The 18,005-nt window shown below is 48.4% G+C and carries 11 protein-coding genes, 3 tRNA genes and 2 rRNA genes; 2 read left to right on the top strand and 14 right to left on the bottom strand.

Annotated elements, in window-relative coordinates; translation table 11 throughout:
- From WFJ73_RS33095 to WFJ73_RS33085, 3 genes are all read right to left on the bottom strand, one after another.
- Positions 1 to 101: ribosomal RNA gene (locus tag WFJ73_RS33095) — 16S ribosomal RNA — on the bottom strand; the annotation flags it as partial.
- Positions 102 to 439: 338 nt separating this feature from the next.
- Entirely contained in the window at positions 440 to 1,033 is a 594-nt protein-coding gene (locus WFJ73_RS33090; protein WP_336776984.1) for a DUF1273 domain-containing protein, read from the bottom strand.
- Positions 1,034 to 1,171: 138 nt separating this feature from the next.
- Entirely contained in the window at positions 1,172 to 5,374 is a 4,203-nt protein-coding gene (locus WFJ73_RS33085; RefSeq protein WP_336776983.1) for a choice-of-anchor I family protein, read from the bottom strand.
- A gap of 228 nt (positions 5,375 to 5,602) precedes the next feature.
- On the opposite strand from WFJ73_RS33085, the gene uraA reads away from it, so the two are divergent.
- Complete coding sequence (uraA, locus tag WFJ73_RS33080) at positions 5,603 to 6,910, top strand: uracil permease (RefSeq protein WP_336776982.1); 1,308 nt, start codon at positions 5,603 to 5,605, stop codon at positions 6,908 to 6,910.
- 51 nt (positions 6,911 to 6,961) lie between these two features.
- Here uraA and WFJ73_RS33075 read toward each other — a convergent pair whose 3' ends face one another.
- From WFJ73_RS33075 to WFJ73_RS33045, 7 genes are all read right to left on the bottom strand, one after another.
- Positions 6,962 to 8,173, bottom strand: a complete 1,212-nt coding sequence (locus WFJ73_RS33075) for a sugar ABC transporter permease (RefSeq protein WP_336776981.1) — start codon at positions 8,171 to 8,173, stop codon at positions 6,962 to 6,964.
- Positions 8,174 to 8,253: 80 nt separating this feature from the next.
- On the bottom strand, positions 8,254 to 9,774 hold the full coding sequence (locus WFJ73_RS33070) for a sugar ABC transporter ATP-binding protein (RefSeq protein ID WP_201009137.1): 1,521 nt from the start codon (positions 9,772 to 9,774) through the stop codon (positions 8,254 to 8,256).
- A 184-nt stretch (positions 9,775 to 9,958) separates the two neighbouring features.
- Positions 9,959 to 11,059 carry a sugar ABC transporter substrate-binding protein gene (locus WFJ73_RS33065; RefSeq protein WP_336776980.1) on the bottom strand — a complete coding sequence of 367 codons (1,101 nt, stop codon included), beginning with the start codon at positions 11,057 to 11,059 and terminating at the stop codon, positions 9,959 to 9,961.
- Between the two features lie 181 nt (positions 11,060 to 11,240).
- Positions 11,241 to 12,350, bottom strand: coding sequence for a D-xylose ABC transporter substrate-binding protein (gene xylF, locus WFJ73_RS33060; RefSeq protein ID WP_336776979.1), 1,110 nt, complete (start codon positions 12,348 to 12,350; stop codon positions 11,241 to 11,243).
- A 27-nt stretch (positions 12,351 to 12,377) separates the two neighbouring features.
- Complete coding sequence (locus tag WFJ73_RS33055; protein WP_336776978.1) at positions 12,378 to 13,925, bottom strand: response regulator; 1,548 nt, start codon at positions 13,923 to 13,925, stop codon at positions 12,378 to 12,380.
- Positions 13,926 to 13,928: 3 nt separating this feature from the next.
- Positions 13,929 to 15,374, bottom strand: a complete 1,446-nt coding sequence (locus tag WFJ73_RS33050; RefSeq protein ID WP_336776977.1) for a sensor histidine kinase — start codon at positions 15,372 to 15,374, stop codon at positions 13,929 to 13,931.
- On the bottom strand, positions 15,371 to 16,351 hold the full coding sequence (locus WFJ73_RS33045) for a sugar ABC transporter substrate-binding protein (protein ID WP_336776976.1): 981 nt from the start codon (positions 16,349 to 16,351) through the stop codon (positions 15,371 to 15,373). Before WFJ73_RS33045 ends, WFJ73_RS33050 begins: the two co-directional genes overlap by 4 nt.
- Before the next feature lie 220 nt (positions 16,352 to 16,571).
- Between WFJ73_RS33045 and WFJ73_RS33040 the strand changes: the two genes are divergently transcribed.
- Entirely contained in the window at positions 16,572 to 17,414 is an 843-nt protein-coding gene (locus WFJ73_RS33040; protein ID WP_336776975.1) for a CPBP family intramembrane glutamic endopeptidase, read from the top strand.
- A gap of 91 nt (positions 17,415 to 17,505) precedes the next feature.
- Here the strand turns inward: WFJ73_RS33040 and WFJ73_RS33035 are convergent.
- The 4 genes from WFJ73_RS33035 to WFJ73_RS33020 form a co-directional block, all read right to left on the bottom strand.
- A tRNA-Gly gene (locus WFJ73_RS33035) sits at positions 17,506 to 17,580 on the bottom strand.
- A gap of 6 nt (positions 17,581 to 17,586) precedes the next feature.
- Positions 17,587 to 17,661, bottom strand: a tRNA-Gln gene (locus tag WFJ73_RS33030).
- A 30-nt stretch (positions 17,662 to 17,691) separates the two neighbouring features.
- Positions 17,692 to 17,767: transfer RNA gene (locus tag WFJ73_RS33025), tRNA-His, on the bottom strand.
- A gap of 130 nt (positions 17,768 to 17,897) precedes the next feature.
- Positions 17,898 to 18,005 (bottom strand): 23S ribosomal RNA (locus WFJ73_RS33020); the annotation flags it as partial.

Below are 18,005 nucleotides of genomic sequence, written 5' to 3'. Positions count from 1 at the left end.
CGTCCGCCGCTAACTTTACCCGAAGGCAAAGTCCGCTCGACTTGCATGTATTAGGCACGCCGCCAGCGTTCGTCCTGAGCCAGGATCAAACTCTCCATTAAAGAGTTTTCTTGATCGATCGAATCGATCAGGAAAATCTCAGATGTTTGACTTGCTCACTCATTTAAAAAATCGCTTTTCCGTTATTTCTAACGGGGCAGTTTCGCTCGTTGTTCAGTTTTCAAAGAACAATTTGTTTTTCGCAACAACGTTTCATATCTTATCACGTTGTTCTTTTTCGTGTCAAGCACCTTTTTAAATTGTTTCTTCAATCTATCAAACAATTCCTTTGTGCTTTTCGCGCCAACCGCTTGTTTCTCTCGGCCGGAATTAGAATATACCATAGGCTTGTACAGCATTGCAAGTCTTTTTATTAAAAAGTTTAAACATGTTTTATGTGCTACTCTATCGGCTCGTCATAATTACTCTCATACGAGTCCACATAGGAATCATAGCTCTCTTCTTCCGCCGCGTTCTGGATATCCTCTGCCGTAATAAGGATCAGCTCGTACCCGTCCTCTTGATGCCTTTTCAGCGCTTTCTCTTTTACGTACTTCGGACTTCCCTCCGCAGCCTCTTCATCGTAAAAAAGAAGCAGTCCGTCCGATTTGCGGAACAACAGCTCGTCTCTCGCCTGGAACTGCCAAGGACCGGCATACGGCTGATGGCTTACCGCACCATAATAATCAACTTTGGTTATAATCTGCCGATAGTACTCTTTTTTCTCGTCGTTCCATTGCTCTTCGGGATTCATAAAGGCGGTAATGATCGAAAGCTTCAGCTGCGGGTATACCGATTGAAGCTCCAGCGCTACTTCGCATGCCCAAAGATCAAATCCGTATTGCCCCGGCGTGATGACCCACTCCAGCCCCTCTTCAATGAGAGGAATAAGCTTGGCTTCGATCGCTTTTTTTATATAGGGGATATGTTTATGCTTTTGATTAAAGATTTGGAGCTCATGTGCCCGGTATCCGGTTGCAAATAACGTCTTCAAAAAGCCCACCTCATTTTCATCGTTCATCCAATATAACAGCATTCGGAGACGGAGCGTCAGAGAATGTACGTTCTGTTTCATCTATGCCGATAATGAAAGAGCTGCCTCCAATGGAGACAGCTCTTCTTCGTTAATATCTTATTTGCTCATCAGCTGCATGAATAAGGCAAGCATTTTGGCTGTTTCTTCGCGTGTTGCAAAATCTTGAGGCGCGAAGTAAACGCCGGAATGGCCGGCTTTCGTTTTGCCGTTGATGATGCCTGCTTGCTGAACGGCTTTCACCGCTTCCTTCACGCTTGCTTGAATAGCGCTGCCGTCTGCAAAGGTAACCGCCTTCTGGCTGGCAGGAAGATCGAAGTTCATTACACCTGCAAAGCGTACCAGCATAGCCGCCATTTCCGCACGGGTTATAGAAGCCTTCGGATTAAACTTACCGCCGCCTACTCCGCTGGTAATGCCTTTGTCAGCCGCCCATTGCACGGCAGTAGCATAATAATCGGTCGTACGGACATCCGAGAACTTGCCTGCTTTGTAACTGCTTAATTGAGCCCCTGCGATGCGGGACAGAAGAATGGTAAAGTCTGCTCTAGTAATCCGCGCTTTTGGCGAGAATTGACTCGAGCTTGTTCCTGAGATAATGCTGCGTGCCGACAGATACGTGATCGCATCTTTGGCAAAGCTGGACGTTGTGTCCTTGAAGGACTTCTTGTTGTACGCCACCGCATAACGGGAGAAATGAGTGACTTCAAAGCTTACAATACCCGTAGCAGGGTCATATACACCGGAAGGCACCGTTACAAGTTCGCCGTTATCCGAGACGTAATAGATGATAATCGCATTGCGGTCTTCGTTTGCCGCTGGCGTATACGGTACATGAACATGCGCAGTGCCACCGCCAAAGGTAGTAATTGCGCTGCCGTTTGCTTTTACCGCAAAATCAAACACCGGATGGATGCCCACAGCTTGCAGGAATTCGGTACGCTTAGCTCCCGTTAAGCCTGCACCGGCCGTTGCCGCATCGGACTGGCGAACGGTAATCGTAACATCATTGTTTTTCGAGGATGCTGCAATAGATGCGATAGCTTTTGCGTCAAAGGATAACGTACCTACTCCCGCTTCAATCGTCAAATTCGTCAGAGCTGCATCTTTGGCGCCAGTGAAGATTCCCTTCTCGAAAACAATTGCTGCTTCTTTTGCTTTGCTGTCCGGTACGGCGGATACCGTCAAGCTGCCTGTCTGGCCGGCTGCCAATTCGCTCTGCAGTTTTTTCAAGGCAGATGTAAATTGGCTGGTTGTCACATTCGCATGCGCCTTACCCGAACCGTCCGTAGTTGCTTCAACCTTCGTCACTACATTCGCGCCGTTAGAACCGTTGTCGATTACAGTTGTACCTCCACCATTGGATCCGCCGCTGCTTGGCTGATCCGGCGGCGTAACAACAGAGCCTGGAGCTACAGTTACAGTGCTTTCCGCTACTCCGTAACCGTCCGCGCTTGTTGCTTTGATGACAGCCGTACCTGCTTTGACAGGTGTAACTTTACCGTTCTGATCAACCGTCGCAATGCTGGAATCCGAGGAAGACCAAGTAACACTGCTCGAAGAACCGTTTGCAGGTACAACAGTTGCCGTCAATTGACTGGCCGTTCCGCCCGCTGTAAGAGAGAGCGACTTCTGGGCAATAGACAGTTTGGTTACGTTAAGTTGGTAGATGCCCACTTTACCGCCTACTTCGTAAGCGACAAGTACAAGAGGCTGTCCCGTCGGGCTGACCGATGCAGGAATAAATTCGATACCTTCCGGACCGGTATCCGTATCCAGATTCACTTTATTATCTGCGTCTTTAAATACACGGGTATTCGTATAGTTCGCAAACTGAGGATGCTCAGGATCCGTAACGTCATACGTCATCAAGCCGCCTACGCGCTCTAGCCCGATAAACGCAAGCTGTCTGTCGCCTACTTTGCCTACTTTAATGTCTTCCGGCTCCGGACCTTTCTTCACGCTGCGATCATCCATCGTGATTTTGCTGTTGCTGACGTTGAAGTAATCCGGTACGCGCTGGGCCGTAATGTTTTCAAAATCATTGCCGCTATCGTAAACCTGATCCATCGAATCCGCATTCCAGATCGAGAAGGATCGGCCGCCGTACATGTAAATACCGTCGTTGCCCATATCGCCCGCTACTTCAATTGCATCGTAGGCTGTCGTGTCTTTCAGGAACTTAAAGGCTTCCGAATTAGGATCCAAGCTTCCCTTGAGCGCACCTACCGTACTAGCGTTTACGCGGAATTCAGATGCGTCGCCTTCGTTGGCCGTAAACAGATATGTCTTGCCGTTCACCGTATAGGAAGCGATTCCGTCCGGCATATACATGCCTTTAAACGGTACTGTCTCCAGCTGAATAGCTCCGTTGGATTGAACATCCAAAGCGTTGGCAGGATTATTGTAGTCTTTGAGGCCAAGCGCTTTTACCGCCGTTACTTTATGCGTTGCAATATCCACTACAGCAACAGCGTTATTTTCTTGAAGCGTCGCAAAGGCAGTCTTGCCGTCAGCGGAGAGAGCAATATACTCCGGCTCCAGATCATAAAGAGCATCTTCCATTGAACCGCTGGACTTAACCGAATTCGTTACCGGATCCAAATCGCCTCGGATATGCACGCCATCTTCAATGACAGACGGGTCATCAAAGTATGCTTGCGAGGAAATGCCCGTTAAGGTATCAACGATTGTTATGCTGCCTTTGGCATCCTGCGTAACAAGGCGCGGCTCAGCTTCGTCAGCCGTTAGGATATAACGGCCGTCTTCGGTCGATTTGATCATATCCGGCTGTACGCCCGAAGCATACTCGGTTATATAATTGCCGTTATAATCGAGAACTAGGATTTTACCAGACTTCAGCGGATCCTTCTCCTGTATGGATACGGCAACCCGTTTTGTTGTTGTATTGATATCTACGCTCGTCAGGTCACCGTAAACAAAACCTTTTGTCTCAGAAAGATCCTTCACCAGAACGGACTTCTCTGTTGTCAGTGTACCTTTTGCATTACCTAAGCTAACGATCTCCAAGGTTGGCGGATTGCCGGAGCCGTTAACCAGATAAAACTTATTGTTGTCTTTATTGTATTTGACGATCTCGGCAACGCCGCCGTCTTTGTTCGGAGTGCCAATTGAGAGGGTACCGATTTTCTCGACCGACAGCGTATCCTTCATATCGCGAAGCTGCTGGCCGACTGTAAGCCAGAACGATTTGGTTCCCGTTGCAACAGGATTTGCACTGTCCGCTGCCGTTACTGTAATAAGAGAAGACTTGGCAGCCGCTGTTGGCGTACCCGTAATTACGCCCGTTGCGCTATTAAGAGTAAGACCAGCAGGCAAATTTGTTGCGCTGTAAGTAAAAGGCGCCGTGCCTCCGGCAGCTGCAACCGTAGCCGTATAAGCAGTGCCGATTGTTGCGCCTGCGATTGCGGTAGTTGTAATAGTAACCGGATTCGTTTCAGGCGTTTCCGGTTGTTCCGGTGCTGTTACTCCCCATGGGCCGTCAGAAGTACTCCGTGGCGCAACCGCGGCAATATCACCGGCAATACCCGCTTTTTTCAAAGCGTCATAATCAATTTGAGAAAAATCATTTTTGTTAATATCACTATCGGCAAAATCGGTTCGACGAATGGCCTTCTTCTTGGAGGTACCGCCTTTATCGCCGGTAGGGTAATCCACAAGATCCGCTGCACCTTCATAACCGTCGATTGTGCTGCCGTCATCATTGCTTCCGGTTCCGATCATATCTACATAGCCAGCAGGTTTCGTCAGAAATGGATTAGCAACGGTAAGCTTCGTCTGGTTGCTCATAAGAGCAACTTTTAAACCTTTATTATTAATAAATCTATCCCATGTCAAATCGCCTTTGCCAGAAAGATCGATAAGCGGTGCAGATGCAGTTGTAGCCTTTCCTTTAATGAGAAAAGACGAGTGAGCTTTAATTGTTCCGGAAAGATTTAAAACCTCCCAGTCATTGGTTGCTCCTGTCGTTGCTGTCGTTCCACGATCCGCATATTGAAGCGACCAACTTGATAAATCAATATCTTGATCAGTCGGATTGTATAGCTCAATAAATCCATTCGAGAAAAGCACCGAAGCATCTGCGCTTAATCCGGCACCGTATACCTGATTAATAATAACGTGCGGAATACTGACGCTATACTCATTCGAAGCATTGTAAGGAGTCCCCGCCAGTGGAGTTACGCCGCCATCCGCCATTGCCACACCGGTCCCCAGTAAGGCTGTAGCCGCGATTTCGGCAGCAAGGAAGATGGACAAGAAGCGTTTGCTTTTATTGATCATTTATTAGTTTCACTCCCATTTCATAGATTCTACTAAAATTGTAATGGGGGAATGTTTTCTAAAGGTTAATAGGGAGTTTAAGTTATTGTAAACAATTGTTATTTTCACTCTGAATAATGTGCATATCGCGCATGGATTAAGAAATGTCTTGCCAAGCAACACTATACTTATGTAAAATCGAGCAAGTTGCGCAAAAGTTGACTTTATGTTATGGAGGGTTACAGCTAGATGAAACCACAAGAAATCGGCGTCCACGAAAGGCCGCCAATGGGCCAAAGCCTCATGCTGAGCATTCAGCATTTGTTCGCTATGTTTGGTTCAACCGTACTCGTTCCAAACCTGCTTGGCGTAGATCCGGCGATTTGTCTTCTGATGAACGGGATCGGCACTCTGCTTTATCTATTTATCGTAAAAGGAAAAATCCCCGCTTATCTCGGCTCCAGCTTTGCGTTTATCGCACCGGCCGGAGCGGTTATCGGCAACCACGCTTCCCACTCTGACGGCTATGCCGCAGCGCTTGGCGGATTTATTGCAGCCGGCGTTGTTTTCACCGTTGTTGCGCTTATTATCCAAGCTGCGGGTACCGGCTGGATTAACGTGATTTTCCCGCCTGCTGCAATGGGGGCCATCGTAGCGGTTATCGGTCTTGAGCTTATTCCGGTTGCAGCCGGCATGGCCGGATGGATCAAAGCGCCAAGCGCACCGGCTGACCAAGTATGGACACCGGACGGCACGGCCATTACGATCTCTATCGTCACTTTGCTGATTACCGTGCTTGGTTCAGTCCTGTTCCGCGGCTTCATGCGTATCATTCCGATTCTGGTCGGTATCGTGTGCGGATATTTGCTTTCCTACTTCCTGGGCTATACAAACTTCGAGAATGTATCGGCGAGCAACTGGCTGGCAGCCCCTACGTTTACGACGCCAACCTTTGAATGGGCAGCCATTTTGACGATTGTTCCCGCTTCACTGGTCGTACTTGCCGAGCATATCGGCCATTTGATCGTAACCGGCAACATTGTCAAAAAAGATCTGTCCAAAGATCCGGGCCTGCACCGTTCGCTGCTCGGCAACGGCATCTCGACCCTGCTGTCCGGCTTCCTGGGTTCTACGCCTAATACGACTTACGGCGAGAATATCGGCGTGCTTGCGATTACGCGCGTCTATTCCACGTTTGTTATCGGCGGCGCTGCCGTATTCGCTATCGTGCTGTCGTTCTTCGGCAAGTTCTCGGCTCTGATCGCAGGCATTCCCGCTCCGGTTATGGGCGGCGTGTCCCTCTTGCTGTTTGGCGTAATCGCCGCTTCCGGTCTCCGGATGCTCGTGGAATCGAAAATCGACTACAGCAAACCAACCAACCTGTACCTGACGACCGTAGTTCTTGTAACCGGCCTGAGCGGAGCAAAAATCACAATCGGAGACTTCTCCCTCTCGGGTATGGCCCTTGCAACGGTAACGGCGATTATTCTCAGCCTGCTGTTCAAAATCTTCGAAATTACTCGCCTGTCTAATGATTCGGAAGCTTCCGGTCATTAAAACGAAAAAGCCCAGCGGCAATAATCCGCTGGGCTTTCTTTAATTCGTGAGCTAGCTTCTTTTTCTCCGCGTCATCACATCGAAGATTACCGCAATCGCAAGCACGCCGCCGCGAATCATGTATTGATAAGAGATACCGACCCCCATCAGGTTCATGCCGCTCGAGAGGGAAGCCATTACGATCGCACCGATAATCGAACCGGTAACTTTACCCACGCCGCCTGCTGCCGATACCCCGCCTACATATGCTGCCGCAATCGCGTCAAGCTCAAACAGCGTACCGGCTGTTGTTGTTGCGGACTGCAATCGTGCAGTAAACAGGATACCGGATAAAGCAGAGAGCAGACCCATGGAACCAAACACGATATAGGTAATCTTTTTCACGTTGATCCCGCTCAAATGCGCCGCTTCCGGGTTGCTGCCTACCGCATAAATATGACGGCCAAGCACGGTGCTTGTGGTCAGGAAGTGATAGATCACAACAACCAGCAGCATGATAATAACCGTCCAGGAGAAGCCGTTATAACCTGCGATAATATAAGTAATGTAAGCAATAATCGCGGATACGAAGATGAGCTTAACGGTGAACATGCCCTTGGAGATCACTTCGAATTGGTATTTGATCTTGTTCCGGCGTTTGGAGATTTCAAAATAAATAAAGAGAAGAATAACAAGCACGCCAAGCAATAGAGACAGGAAGTTCAGATCGTCCAGCTTGAACCAGGATGGGATATAGCCATTGCCCAGCGCGTTAAAATGCTCGTCCTTAACGATAATCGTACCGGTCTTCTCCGTTACGCGAAGCAAGGCGCCGCGGAAGATCAACATGCCGGCGAGAGAAGCTACGAAGGACGGGATGCCTAGCGACGCAACAAGCACGCCGTTAAACAAACCTACAACAATACCTAAAATCAGGATAATCGGGATCGTAAGATATACAGGGACACCCGCCTGCGATAGTAAAATAGCGGCAATAGCTCCCAGGAAGCCTGCAGCAAAGCCAACCGACAAGTCGATATGGCGGATAACGATAACAAGCGTCATGCCTACCGCAAGCACCGCGATATATCCCGTTGCGTCAAGAAGATTACTAATATTACGGGAAGACATAAACAAGCCGTCCGTAAGAATCGAGAACGTCAGCATGATCACAAACAAAGCAATGTACATGCCGTACTCGCGAATATTTACTTTCAGCAATGTTTTACCTTCCGTAAGAATGTTTGTCTGGTGTTCCTTTTTGCCCTGAGTGACTAAGTTCATGGGTGATCCTCCTAAAATGAATGGCTGCACAAAAGGCGGTTATACGCCGATCGCGGCGATTCATGCTTCGTAAGCATTATCTATTGCGTTGCGAATTGCATTATATTTTCCTGGTTCGCCTCTTCAATCGGAAGCTCGCCTTTAATCGCGCCTTCTGCCATGACATAAATGCGATCGCTCATGCCGAGAATTTCCCCCAGCTCGGAAGAGATCATAATAATGCTCATTCCCTCCGCAATCAGCTTGTTCATAATGGTATAAATCTCGAATTTAGCACCAACGTCGATACCGCGTGTCGGCTCATCAAGGATAAGCAGCTGCGGCCCGACGAACAGCCATTTGCCAAGGGATACCTTCTGCTGATTGCCGCCGCTAAGATTGCCCACAATCTGTTCGATGGATGGAGCCTTAACGTTTAACGAGCTTTTATAATCGCTGGCGATCCGGATTTCCTTATTGTCGTTGATGACGCCTTTCCGGGAAATTCCGTTCAAGTTAGCTGCAGAGATATTATTCTTAATATCCTGGATGAGGAACAACCCGTCGCCTTTTCTGTCCTCGGTTACATAAGCAATGCCTTCTTTGATTGCATCCTTCGGATGCTTGAGCGATTTGGCGGACCCGTTCACCAAAAGCTCGCCTTGCAGTCTATAAGACTTTGGATTGCCGAAGATGCTGCGAGCAAGCTCCGTCCGTCCTGAGCCCATCAAGCCGGCTATTCCGACGATTTCTCCTTTTTTAACATGCAGGTTCACATTCTTGACGACATGTCTTCCGAGCTCGGGATCGTAAGCGGACCAGTTCTTCACCTCAAGGATTGTGCTGCCAAACGATTTGCTATTTCTCTTCGGATAAATATCTTCAATTTCGCGGCCAACCATGTTCCGGATAATATTGTTTTCCGTGATTTCCCCTTTGGACCCGTCCAGTGTGCAAATGGTACGTCCATCGCGAAGCACCGTCGCTTTATCCGCAATGGAGATGACCTCTTTCAGCTTATGGGAGATCATAATGCAGGTAATGCCCTGCTTCTTCAGCTCCCGGAGCAGTTCAAGAAGATTCTCGCTGTCATTCTCGTTCAAAGCTGCCGTTGGTTCGTCCAGAATAAGCAGCTTTACGTTTTTGCTTAATGCCTTGGCGATCTCGACCAGCTGCTGCTTGCCGACGCCTAATTCTTTAATCAACACTTCGGGATTTACGTTCAGTCCAACCCTTTGAAGCATTTTTTGCGCCTCGACAATCGTCTTGTTCCAATCCACCACCGAGCCGCGTTTTATCTCGTTGCCTGCAAAAATATTTTCGTAAACCGTTAGGTCCGGAAACAACGCGAGCTCCTGATAAATAATAGCGATGCCGGCTTTTACGCTGTCGCTAATTTTGTTAAAGGCCTGAATATCGTCTTCGAACACGATATCGCCTTTGTAGGTGCCATAGGGATAAACACCGCTCAGAACCTTCATCAGGGTTGATTTGCCGGCTCCGTTCTCGCCGATGAGACAATGAATCTCGCCTTTCTCCACCTTGAAGTTTACATCCGAGAGCGCTTTGACACCTGTAAATTCCTTCGAGATATTGTTCATCTCCAAAATGTAGTTGCTCATCACTATGCACTCCTAAAAGAATTGTCGCGTTCTTTGCGATAATTCTTACATCGTAAGGATTTCCTTAAGCAAACAACTCTGCAAGTAAGGAATAGTGATAGACGAATCTATCACTATTCCCAAAATGAATTGCAAAGCAATTCATACATCGTAAGCATGAGCTTTGCGCTTTATTCGTTTACGATTACAGACCGGTGAAATCGCTCGCCGCGTAATAAGCCGAATCGATCAATTCTTTCTTCACGTTGTCTTTGTTCACGACAATAACGTTGGTTTGTTTTGCTTTCACTTCTACTTTGCCGTTGTCATACGAGCCTGTTGTTGCAGGATCTTTGCCGTCCAGAATGTCTACGGCCATACCCATTGCGTCTTTAACAAGCGTACGAACGTCTTTGAATACCGTCATCGATTGTTTGCCGTCAATGATGTATTGGATCGATGCTTTCTCAGCGTCTTGACCGGTTACTACATAGCTCTTAATCGCGCTATCCGCTTTGAATACGTCAGCAATCGAACGTGCCGTGCCATCGTTTGGAGCCAAGATTGCTACATCGCCTTTCATGTCGGCAGCTGCGGCAGTCAAGTGAGTTTGCGCTTTGTTTTTCGCTTCGTTAGCATCCCAGTTCGTTGTAACTTGGCCGATGATTTTGCTCAACTGGTCACGGGACAGATCTTTTGTAGCCTTCAGAGCTTCAGCTTCGCTGGAGTTTGCGATTTTGAAAGTGCCGTCAGCGATTTTTGGCTGCAGAACATTCCAAGCGCCTTGGAAGAACAGGAATGCGTTGTTGTCGGAAGCTGCGCCAGCGTACAGATACAGTGGCTGACCGTTGCCTTTAGCGTTATCAACCAGGTATTGCGCTTGTGCCGCACCTACCGCTACGCTGTCAAATGTTACGTAGTAGTCAACCGCGTCCGTGTTGGTGATCAAACGGTCATAGGAGATAACCTTGATGCCTTCTTTTTTCGCAGCTTCTACCGCTGCCGCTGCAGCGTCGCCATCTTGAGGACAGATAATAAGTACTTTGATGCCTTTATTGATCAATGTTTCCACGTTTTCTTTTTCTTTTGCAGAGGAGCCTTGGCTGAACAGAATTTCCGTCGTGTATTTGGAGCCCTTCAGCGCATCCTTGAAGCGCTGTTCATCTTGAACCCATCTTGGTTCGTCTTTCGTCGGAAGAACGATACCAACGCTGACTTTGCTGTCGCCTTTACCGCATGCTGCAACCAAAGCCGTGAGCAGCAGAACAACCATTAAAAGCGCAAACGATTTGAAGCCTTTTTTCATCTTCGTTACCCCTCCAATAATGTCTTTGTTCCTTACACGACCAACTATAGCACGGGCAACTTCCAATGAAAGCGCTGTTATATAGCACTCTTTTATAACCGCCTAGACTTTTTTGAACTGCGGGGGCCGCAGGCAAAAAAATAAAGACTAACCAGTCGAAACTGGCTAGTCTTATCCGCTTTTACTTCTTATCGATGTTCTTATATACGTCTTCTCGGGAATGGAATCCATCGGCAATAATCGTCTCGTCAATATTGGATTTGTCTACGGCGATCGGGGACAGCAGCACGGAAGGCACTTCGTTCTTGCCGTTATTGACGGTCCGGTCCGCGCCGGTATCCTCGCCTTTCGCCAGCTTGACGGCAAGCTCGGCCGCTTTGTCGGCCAGAAGCTTGATCGGCTTATACACGGTCATCGTCTGCGTTCCTTCCACAATCCGCTGGGCCGCAGCAAGCTCGGCATCCTGGCCGGCCACCGGGAGCTTGCCCGCAAGCCCTTGCCCCGCTAACGCCTGAACGACACCACCCGCCGTTGCGTCGTTTGCCGCAATAACCGCATCAATCTTATTGTTATTCGCTTCAAGCGCATCCTTCATGTTAGCCAGGGCATTCACCGGAGTCCAGTCCTTCGTCCATTGATCATAGACGACCGTAATATCCCCTCTGTCAATAAAAGGCTGCAAAACGTTAAATACGCCCTGCTTAAATAAATGCGCGTTATTGTCCGTATCGGCGCCGCCGATATAAACAAACTTGCCCTTCGGCACAAGCTTGGTAATCGCCTCCGCCTGCAGCTCTCCTACCGCTTCGTTATCAAACGATACGTACAAATCCACGTCAGCGTTCTTTATGAGACGGTCATACGCAAGCACTTTAATGCCGGCCGAATGCGCCTTCTTCACGATGGCTGCCGTCGCATCCGCGTTATGGGGAACAACAACGAGAATGTCGACCCCTTGGCTGATTAACGCTTCCGCTTGGGAAATCTGCTTGGCGTCATCCCCGTTAGCCGCAATAATCTCCACATCCGCGCCAAGCGCCTTGCATGCCTCGCGGAATAAATCCCGGTCCTTCAGCCAGCGTTCCTCCAAGAGCGTATCCATCGAAAAGCCGATCTTAATCCTTTTATTCGTCTGATCGGAAGGGGTTGTTGTGGCCTTAAGCTGTTCATTATTCAGGTTCTCGGCTGTCGCTCTACCGCCGCTATTGCTGTCGCAAGCCGACAAAAGGAAACAGACGATTAGAACGGCAATAAATAGAGTAGACCTTCTCCTCGCGAAGCCCAGTTTCATTCGCTTCTCTTCCTTCATCCCAGATTTTTAGCTCGAAGCCGATTTGCCAAGGAGTGTCTTGCGGTATTCCGTCGGAGAGACCTCGCACAACTTTTTGAATACCTTACTGAAGTAATTCGGATCATGATAACCAACCATATAGGTAATTTCCTTCAAGCTCCGTTCGGGATCGCCCATCAGCTTGATCGCTTTCTTAATGCGGCATTCGGTCAGAAAATCGATATAGTTAATGCCGAGCTGGTCTTTAAACATTTTGCTGATATAAAAAGGACTTAAACCAACCATTCGCCCGATCGCTTCCAGTGAAATATCCTCGTGCGAATGATCCGCAATATACTGCTTGATTTGTTGTATCGCATCCGGCTCAATCCGTTCCTGATGCTCCGCATACGACTGTCTCATCCGCTCCAGCAAAAGCTCGGACTCCGCTCTAAGCTGCCTGTAATCCTGTGTCTGGAAGGAGAACACCGGCGTATCAATCTCGATGCCCATCTCAAGCAGTACGCGGGAGGCAATCCAGAGCAGCTCGAGTACACGCTGCTGAGTATGCACGAGGTTGGCCCCTTCATTCTCGTAACGGCGAACAAAATCCGTCAAATCGTTGCGGACCTGCTCCCATTGCCCCAGCCGGATCCGGTCGAACAGCTGCTGTTCCAGCTGCTTGACCGGATAACCGTCCCGCGTAACGCCAAGAACAGGGGTATCTTCATAAAACCGGTATTTGACGGGAAGCGACGGATCGATCGAAGCCATTAAAGCTTCCTGATACGACTGCCGGATCTGATCCAATGATTCATAAACGCTGCCGATTCCGACAAACCAGCCGTCATTGCCGTCTGCCTTCGCAACGGCCAGCAGTTCGCGCGCCATCGTCACAGCCTGGGAACGGTAAGACCTGTCTGCCTCCGGGAATACAATGATCGGAATTTGCCGCCCATACATCGCGCCAACCCAGCCGCTTCCCATCTTCCGGACCTTTTCCTTAATAATGGTATAGCAGCCCTCCGCTCCTGGAGGCAGCAATACGGTCATCGCATACTTCTCGTTTGCCGTATGCACGCCAAGCAGCCCTACCAGCTCATCGAGATGCACCTCATGAACATGATCAAACAATAATTGCGTGACGATATCCGTTTCGATGATCGGCATAACTCTCTGCAGGGCTGTACGCTGAAGCTCGGTCGTCTCTACCGTCTTTCTCTCCTCTTCAATGAGATGGAGAACGCGCTGTACGGTTGTCACGATCTCGGAGGCTTTGCTTGGCTTAAGGAGATAATCCTTAACGCCAAGCTTGATCGCTTTGCGCGCATAGTCAAACGTATCATAAGCCGTCACCATTATGAATTTGATCGACGGCAGATTCGCGCTTATCAGCTCTACCGCCTCAAGTCCGTTGATTCCCGGCATCTTCACATCCATTAAGATCAAATCGGGACGGAACTCCTCCGCAAGCTGTACCGCTATATTCCCGTTCTTCGCCTGTTCAATGATAATGTCCGGCAATCCATGCTGCAGGATCGCCTTTAACCCTTCGCGCTCAATCTGCTCGTCATCCACAATCAACAGCTTATACATGATTTAACCGGCCTCCCTTTCCTTCGGCAGCTTCAAAATCACTTTCGTTCCTTTGCCTACCTCACTCTGAATAGCCATAACATCCTCCCGGCCGTAATACAGACGCAGCCGGTTAATCACATTACCAAAGCCGATGCCCGTCGAATGCCCATCGCCCTCCTGGCTGGCAAATCGGTCCTCCATGATATGCGATATTTTTTCCTCCGATATGCCGCTGCCTTCGTCCTCAATTTCGATCATAATCTCAGGACCCTCGTCCCGGACGCGGAACGTAATCGTGCCGCCATCTTCAAGCGGCTCTATGGCATGTATAACGGCATTCTCGATAATCGGCTGGATCGTAAGCCCCGGAATCTGGACATACAAGCAAGCTTCATCAACTTCTTCCACAAAGCGCAGCCGTTCCGTAAACCTTGTTTTCTGGATAAAAATATATTCGCGCAATACGCGGACTTCCTCATAAAGCGTAACCGGCCTGTCTAGCCGCTTAAGATTGTAACGGAGCAGCCTTGCCACACTAGTCAGCAGATCGCTTGTTTCCAGCGAGCCCTCCAAATAAGCTTTTTTCGATAACGTATCCAAGGTGTTAAACAAGAAATGAGGATTGATCTGACTCTGCAGGCTTCTCAACTGACTTTCCTGCAGGAGCAGCTTGTTCTTCTGAAGCTCGCTCTCGAGCTGCGCTTTCGTCTGAATCTCCGAGATCAGATTGTTGATGTTGATCCTCATCCGGTCAAAGGTCTTGGCGAGGAAGGATATCTCGTCGTTGGCGTAAATTTCGATATGGGTATCGAATCTACCCCGCGACAGCTCCCGAGCAGCTTGTGTAAGACGCTGGATCGGACGGGTGATGCTGAGCGAGAACCAATAAGTAAATAACAAGAGGAGGAATGTGATCAACGCCAGCATCCACACCCCAAGCTTCTTCAGCTCCACAGACTGCATAATCATGCCGCGGTAGAACTGGTCGTACGTCTGAAGCTCGGTCCCCAGAAGCGTTAACGTCATCTCTGAAATATATTTCGATAGCCGTGTCGCCTCCGTAAAATCATTAAGCGCTTCTTCATTGTTCTTCTCGTTCAAAAGACGGATAGACCGATTCGTGGAGTCGACCAGACTGTCGATGAGGTTCAAATAATTGGTTAAGGTAAAATGATTGCTGTTGTTGCGCAGATCCGCAATATGCAGCTGCGCGTCCAGCAGTCTCTGCCGATCCCCCTCGACATTAGAAAGCTTCGAAGGCGTTGGCGTTTGTATGTAGTTGTTAAGCGAAGTGACCAGCTGCTGGCTGGACGCGCTTACCTCGTTCATTTGCAGGTATCGCTGCAAAATATCATTATATTGATCCTGCATTTTCTGATTGTAATAAGTGAGGATAAACCAGATCGCAACCATAATAAACAAGACAATAGCAGTGAGCGACAATATCTTTTTTTGGACTGTATTCATTGGAGTTCATCCGCCTTAAGGAGCCGAATATCCGTAAAATAACCATCATATTTTAGGGGGAAGGTCTCGCCCTTCAGCCACTGCACCATTAGCTGCACGCCAAGCTCGCCCATCATTTCCGGGGATTGCTCGATAATGCCGCTCATCTTCTTTTCCTTCAGCAAGGTCTTGATCTCCGGGCTGTCGTCAAAGGAGTAAATATGGAACTTGCTCAGCTGCGCGCGCTTGCCAATCTCCTGCACCATCGCGCTTGCATTGTTTGCCGTGACCGATACGAAAGCTGCTACATTCGGCTCTTTATTCATAATTTCGTTGGTAGCCGTAACAACCTTCTCCCTCGTGTCCCCTGCTACTACCGTAATAGGTTCTATGTCCGGATAGAACTTCAAGATGTTAAGAATACCGTTAAGCCGCTTACTCTGAAAATCCTCTTGGCGATCCGAGACCATAAGCACAACCTTGCCTTTATGGCCAAGATCCTCGGCTAGCTGCGTACCTATCATTTGGCCAGCCTTATAATGATCCGAACCGATGTAAGTTCGTCTTAAGCTGTCTTCAATGGGTACATCGTTAGCAATCGTGAAGATCGGAATTCCGTTCCCTGCAGCCTTAACCGTTGCCAATTGATTAAACTCATCCGTATTTAGTCCCTGTACAAGGATACCGTCCACCTTAGAGGCGATCGCGATCTCCATGTTTTTCAAAAAATCCTCCTGATTGGTTCCGTAGCTGCCCCACACTTCAAGCTCGGCTCCATACTTGGAGGCGGCTTTGACTGCCCCGTTCTCTACCTTATCCCAAAACGGCGTATCCATTTCTTGCGTAATAAGAATGAGACGGTAACCGGATTTATTTGCGCTGCCCACATCGGCAGGGGCTGACAAATTATAGTGGAATACATGTATAAAGGAAGAGAGGGTAAACCCTAGCAGTACCAGGCAGATAGCAGATAACAGGACAATGACGAGTTTCCTCATTTGTCGGCTCCTTTGTCTATGAAACAATCTACTAAAACGCTTCCATCCATAGTTGCCCTCATCATAGCACAATAGACCTAGTCAAGAAATGCAAATTTTTCGCACATAAAGAATTGACATTAAAATAATTTGAAAGCTATAATTTTATAGCAATATTGGATTTATATGGTATTTTAAATTTGAAACATGGATGGTGATTCTGATTAAAAAGTTTTTTAGCGTGGCGGGTAAAATTGTATTAAGCGGGTTAATCCCTATTGGAATTATGATTGTGGTGGGTATCGGTTACGCGATCTACGCTGCCGCAACAGGCGCCGATATCGATGAGGTCACTAAGGTTGGAGAGGCGCGCTGGACGCAATACCTGCAGACGGTACTATTTATCGGGTCTGCCCTTGCCATGTATGGGTGGTTTGAACGCAAGCGCAAGTGGCCGCTGGGACTAAAGCAAAAGCATGGAGTAGACCGCGGTCTTCAAGGCTTTTTTGCAGGAATTCTCCTTATGACCCTCTCTGCCATTCTGATTTGGGCAGCAGGCGGAGTAAGCTGGGAAGCCTCGAAATGGAACCAGACCTTAATCCTCTCCTTGCTTGAGGGCATTATTTTATACATATTTGTCGCCTTATCGGAAGAGTTATTCACACGTGGATACATTCAGGGACTTATTAAATATCATTATGGAACACCGGCTGCCATTATCGTAAGCTCGGTTATTTTTGCACTTATGCACAGTATGAATCCGAATATGTATGAGACGCCGTTTCCGTTCATCAATATTTGTCTGGCAGGCATCCTCTTCTCGATAGCAAGGGAGCTGACCGGAGGCTTGTGGTGGCCAATTGGTCTTCATATGAGCTGGAACTTCTTCCAAGGCTATGTATACGGCTTTCAAGTATCCGGAACGGAGCCAGTACCGGCCGTTCTTCAGGTAACAGACAACGGCCCTATCCAGCTGTCAGGCGGAGAGTTTGGCGCAGAAGGAAGCTATATGGCCTCTCTTGTCCTTATCCTTGGAATAATAGCCGTCTACTACCTTTATAGAAGAAAAAATAAAACTCATTAACGCCTCTAAACGCTGACCGTGTGTCAGCGTTTTTTGTGTGCAAATATAAAAAAGACTACTTCGTATCTGAAGTAATCTTGTGATTGTTATATGGAGCGGAAGACGGGAATCGAACCCGCGACCCTCGCCTTGGCAAGGCGATGCTCTACCGCTGAGCCACTTCCGCGTAAAATGGCTGGGGATCAAGGATTCGAACCTTGGAGTGACGGAGTCAAAGTCCGTTGCCTTACCGCTTGGCTAATCCCCAACGCTTTTATGTAGTTAAAAAAAAAAAAAATGGGGCGATCGATGGGACTTGAACCCACGAATGCCGGAGCCACAGACCGGTGCGTTAACCCCTTCGCCACGACCGCCATATAATCGGTGTAATTTACACCTTGAAAACTGGATGCGAAATAATGATTCCTTAAGTCAATTATGGGGTCCCCGAAAAGTAATCGGAATAAGCTGCAACGCTTAACTTCACTTTTTGGGGGGTTCTTTTAGGATAAGCCCTCGACCGATTAGTATTCGTCAGCTCCACACATTGCTGTGCTTCCACCCCGAACCTATCAACCTCGTCGTCTTCAAGGGGTCTTACTAATTGGGAAA

It is taken from the genome of Paenibacillus sp. MMO-58, assembly GCF_037146255.1.
Lineage (GTDB): Bacteria > Bacillota > Bacilli > Paenibacillales > Paenibacillaceae > Pristimantibacillus.
This window is presented reverse-complemented; position numbering and strand designations above follow the sequence as displayed.